This is a genomic window from Streptomyces sp. HSW2009 (assembly GCF_040240285.1).
Lineage (GTDB): Bacteria > Actinomycetota > Actinomycetes > Streptomycetales > Streptomycetaceae > Streptomyces.
The window spans coordinates 1-4,539 of the sequence record NZ_JBEHZD010000584.1; the positions used below are offsets into that span (position 1 = coordinate 1).

A 4,539-nucleotide genomic window follows, 5' to 3' on the forward strand; every position below is an offset into this window, starting at 1 on the left:
GGCATCGACCAGGGCCCGGGGGAAGCGGTCGTCGCCCTGGTCAACGCGCTCCGCACGCGGGCCGGGGTGCGCCCGGTGGCCGTGGACCCCCGGCTGACCGGCGCCGCCCAGGCCCATGCCGGCGCCATGGCCGCCCAGGAGCGGCTGGGCGCGCAGGCCCCCCAGGGCACCTCGCTCTTCCAGCGCATCACCGGCACCGGCTACGCGTACCTGTCCATCGCCGAACACCTGGTGTCGGGGCCGCGTTCGCCCGTCGAGCTGGTGGACTACTGCCGCGCCGACGCGCTGCGCGGCGCACCGTTCGGGGCGGTCTGGGCGGCCCACGCCGGGGTCGGCCGGGCGGTGGGGGCCACCTCGGGGAATGTGTACTGGACGGCGCTGTGGGCCGAGCCGTTCTCGGCGGCCGGGCTGGCCCGTACGGCGGTGGAGGTGGTGGAGCTGACCAATGCCGAGCGGCAGGCCGCCGGGTTGCGTCCGCTCGCCGTCGACCCGCTCCTCGCCCGGGCCGCCCAGGCGCACAGCGCCGACATGGTGGCGCGCGACTTCTACGCGCACACCTCGCCGGAGGGCAGCGAGCCGTGGGACCGGGCGGCGGCGGCCGGCTGCCGGCACCGGGGCATCGGCGAGAACATCGCCTGCGGCCAGCGCAGCCCGGCCGACGTCGTCCGCGGCTGGATGAACAGCCCGGGCCACCGCGCCAACATCCTCGCCCCCGGCTTCGACGAACTGGGCATCGGCTACGCGACGGGCAGCCTCGCCGGCACGTACTGGACGCAGTTGTTCGGTACGACGGGACGGCGCTGAGGGGGGCATGTGCGGCGCTGGGCCGACGCTGAGGTGGGCGACACCGGGGGCGTGGCGGCTGCTGCCCGACTCCCCCGGGCTTCTCGCCTCCCCCGGCTCCGCTGCCCCGACCGGCCGGCTTCCCCGGGGGCTACCGTCCGCCCGGCCCCTCTCGGCCCCCCTGTCGTCGGGGGCGCGCGGAAACGTCCGCGGGCGCGCCGCCCGCCGTCACCCCGCCCCCGCTGTGCCCGCCATGCCCGCCGTCACTCCACCGTCTTGATCAGCGGCGCGTCCCGCGACGCTTCGCGGAATCCGACGCCGTAGTAGAGCTCGCGGGCCGCGCGGTGGCCCGGTGCGCCCAGGCAGACGACGGTCGCGTGCCGGGCCCCGGCCGCCTGTGCCAGCCGCATCCCGTGCAGCATCACCGCCTCCGCGAGCCCGCGCCTGCGGTGGTCCGGATGGGTGCCGACCGGCTCGAACTCCACGGTGGCGTTCACCTCGTCGAACCACATGATCGCCGAAGCCGCCATCGTCCCGTCCGCAGCCTCCACCAGAACGTGCAGGTCACCGCGGTAGGGCGGGGTGTTCCGCAGGTCCTCGTACCCCTCGACGGTGTACTTGGTCGGCGTCCAGGCGGCCACGTGGGCCTGGACGACCGCCTCGGGGGTCACCTCGTCGGCGGTGCGGAAGCGGTAGCCGGCCGGCAGTTCGGGGCTCGGCAGGTCCGTGAGGTCGCGCTCGTTGAGCTGGGTCCAGGAGCCGTCGTCGCCGAGGGCCTCCTGGTCGGGCACATAGCCGTGCGCGGCCCACCGCGCGAGGCCGAACTCGTCGGCGGCGCCCGGCAGTACGGTGCGTTCGAGGCCCGCCGCGACCTCGTCGTACCACTCGATCACCTCGTCCACCAGCTCCTGGTGCTCGGGGTGCACCTGGTAGGCCAGGTAGGCGCCGGTGACGTTCGCCACCGAGCCGTCGTTCCGCTCGGCCTGGAACGGCAGGTGGGCCCAGCCCCAGGCGACCAGTTCGGAGTCGGCGAACCACAGCCGACGCCGCCAGCTCGGGCTGCGCCAGGCGTGCGCCCGCCCCCAGTTCCAGGCCAACTCCCCGTACGAGGCGTCGGCGTTCACCAGGTCGGGCCGGAGCGGGACGATCCGCTGGGCCAGGCCCTGCATGAGCCGTACGTCCGCAGCGGTCAGGAACTCTGAACTGTCCATGGGGCGCCACCCTGCCAGGGCGACCCGACCGCCGCCACCGAATTCCGCGCGGGTGCACGGGGCCACCTCGCGCGGGCGCGTGGGCGCCGTGCTCACACCCGGCCGCTCCACCGCGGGCCGACCTCGGCCCAGGCCCGCTCCCACTCTTCGGCGCGCTGTCGGTCCAGGCGTCGTTGCAGGTGGCTGCGGGCGACCAGGACGGTGCAGCAGAATCCGGTCGCGGCCATGGCGCCCACCACCGCGGCCCGGGTGGCGGCCTGTTCGGGGGTGAGGGGCGTCGCGGTGGCCTCGCCCCGTTCGTCGGTCCAGATGGTGACCCGGTCGCCGGCCTTGTGCCCCTCCGCCACCGGTGTGCGGCCGGTGTGCTGCCGCCCCTGGCCGTCACTCCAGCGCACGGTGGCCCGCACCCGGTTACTGCCGGGCTCGCCGAGTTCCGTGGGGCGCTGGGGGACGTCCTTGACGAGCATTGCCCGTGTCGGGTGGCGGTGTTCGGACTGGTCGAGAAGGGGGCGCTGGACGATCAGGGCGGTCGTCACGCCGATCGCCGCCCCGCCGACGACCATGAGCACGGCCGCCAGCAGGAGCACCCACGCCTCCATGACATCCGTACGGCGGCGCAGCGGGTTGCGCCGCCAGCGCCACAGCCAGCGCCGGGGCCTGGGCCGTGGCTGTGGCGCCGGCTGCGGGCAGGCCGGCGGAGGGGGCCGCTTCGCTCTCCCGCTCATCGGCTCACTTCCTCGGCGTGTCGCCACCCAGCGCTCGTACCGGGCCACCCACCGTGCTGCCGACGGGGTGCCCGTCGGGGGTCGGGTACCGTGCCCGCCGCCTCCTCATGCATGCCGGGTACGACGGGCGCCGCGGGCCGGCCGGGGCGGCGTGCGGCGCCTGGGCCCTGCGGTGCGGGGACAGCAGGGCGCCGCGGCCCTGCGGTGCGGAGGCGGCGGGGCGCCGAAGCCATGGGGTGCCTGGTCGGTCACGGACCGTGTCCGGCGCCCCGCCGGGACCCGCCCGGCGAAAAATGCATCCGCATCGAGCCACCACCCGCCGCTAGAGTCGGGGGCATGACGGCAGACGAGGGGACCGTACGAGTCGATAGCTGGATCTGGTCGGTGCGGCTGACCAAGACCCGCTCCATGGCCGCCACGGCGTGCCGCTGCGGCCACGTCCGCGTCAACGGCGGCCGGGTCAAGCCCGCCACCGCGGTGCGCCCGGGGGACGAGGTGCGGCTGTACCACGCGGGGCGCGAGCGCATCGTGGTCGTCTCACGGCTGGTGAGCAAGCGGGTCGGCGCCGCCATCGCGGCCGAGTGCTACGTGGACAACAGCCCGCCCCCGCCGCCGCGCGACGAGGTCGCGGCGATGGGCATCAGGGACCGCGGCACCGGACGGCCCACCAAGCGCGACCGGCGTGACATGGAGCGGCTGCGCGGCGCCTGAGGCCAGTACCCGTATGACGGCCGGGTGGCTCCCCGAGGGGCGGGCCACCCGGCCGCCGGCTGCCCGGGCCCGGAGCGGCTGGAACCGCTGGCTGCCGCATGCGTTGCTGCCGCCGTTGCTGCCGCGGGCCCTGCCGGCGGCGCGACCCCCGCGGCAGTTCGTACAATCCGGAACGGACAGCCGCGTCACGGACGGCCGAGCAGAGAGGACTGCGGTGCGACCGCTTCCCGAGCCCCAGGTATTGACGCAGGTCAGCGAGCTCGTTCGGCAGGCGCCTGCGGAGCGGCGGGGAGCCTTGTGGCGGCTTTCGCCCGACCAGCGCCAGTTGGACGCCAATGTGATCCGGCTGCCGGCGGGCGCCGAGGTCGCCGCCCATCTGGAGGCGCGGCTCGATGTGCTGCTGTACGTGATCGACGGCGGCGGCCGGCTGTTCAACGACGCGGCCCCGGAGGCCGACGCCGAAGCGGGGAGCGCGGCAGGCGCCTCACCAACAGTCACCGCACAGGCCACGCCGGCCCCCGCCACCCCGGCCGAGCAATCCGACAACGATGGTCAACAACCTTCCACAGAAGGGCAGTTGGTGCGCCCTGGCGATCTGGTGTGGTTGCCGCGCGGCAGCCGGCGGGCGGTCTCCGCGGGCCCTGCCGGCCTGGTGTACCTGACCGTGCACCGCCGCCGGCCGGGCCTGACCATCGGGGCGCCGGCCCCGATCGAACGCGAGGGCGGCGACGCGGCCTGCCTGCTGCACCGGGTCTGCGTCGAGTGCGGGCGCCTGGCTCCGGAGACGGACGCCCGGTATTGCAGCCGCTGCGGGACGGTGCTCCCGAACGACTGAGCCGGCCCCATCCGCCCGCCGGCGCCCTGCACCCGGCCCTCGCGGTCAGCATGATCCGCCTGACCTCCCCACCGACAGCCGCCATCCCAACTGCCGTACGCACAACCGCACTTCACTGCCGCAGATACGAGCCGATGGCGTCATGGAAGCGGCAGCGGCGCCATGTCCATCGGCCCGGGCGGGGCGTACGGCCTGGCACAAACACGCGGCGGGGGGGGGGGGGGGGGGGGGGGGGGGGGGCGGGGGCGGGGGGGGGGGGGGGGGGGGGGGGGGG

The 4,539-nt window shown here is 75.7% G+C and carries 5 protein-coding genes; 3 read left to right on the forward strand and 2 right to left on the reverse strand.

Features of this window, described 5'->3' with window-relative positions; translation table 11 throughout:
- Positions 1-804: CAP domain-containing protein (locus AAHZ94_RS28965; protein ID WP_349996594.1), on the forward strand; the 804-nt coding region annotated here is incomplete at its 5' end.
- A 242-nt stretch (positions 805-1,046) separates the two neighbouring features.
- On the opposite strand, the gene AAHZ94_RS28970 is transcribed toward AAHZ94_RS28965, so the two are convergent.
- Positions 1,047-1,994 carry a GNAT family N-acetyltransferase gene (locus AAHZ94_RS28970; RefSeq protein ID WP_349996595.1) on the reverse strand — a complete coding sequence of 316 codons (948 nt, stop codon included), beginning with the start codon at positions 1,992-1,994 and terminating at the stop codon, positions 1,047-1,049.
- Between the two features lie 92 nt (positions 1,995-2,086).
- Positions 2,087-2,719 carry an Rv1733c family protein gene (locus AAHZ94_RS28975; RefSeq protein WP_349996597.1) on the reverse strand — a complete coding sequence of 211 codons (633 nt, stop codon included), beginning with the start codon at positions 2,717-2,719 and terminating at the stop codon, positions 2,087-2,089.
- Positions 2,720-3,055: 336 nt separating this feature from the next.
- Here AAHZ94_RS28975 and AAHZ94_RS28980 point away from each other — a divergent pair, with 336 nt between their 5' ends.
- On the forward strand, positions 3,056-3,430 hold the full coding sequence (locus tag AAHZ94_RS28980) for an RNA-binding S4 domain-containing protein (protein ID WP_349996598.1): 375 nt from the start codon (positions 3,056-3,058) through the stop codon (positions 3,428-3,430).
- 295 nt (positions 3,431-3,725) lie between these two features.
- Entirely contained in the window at positions 3,726-4,265 is a 540-nt protein-coding gene (locus tag AAHZ94_RS28985) for a hypothetical protein (RefSeq protein ID WP_349996599.1), read from the forward strand.
- The last annotated feature ends 274 nt before the right edge of the window (positions 4,266-4,539 follow it).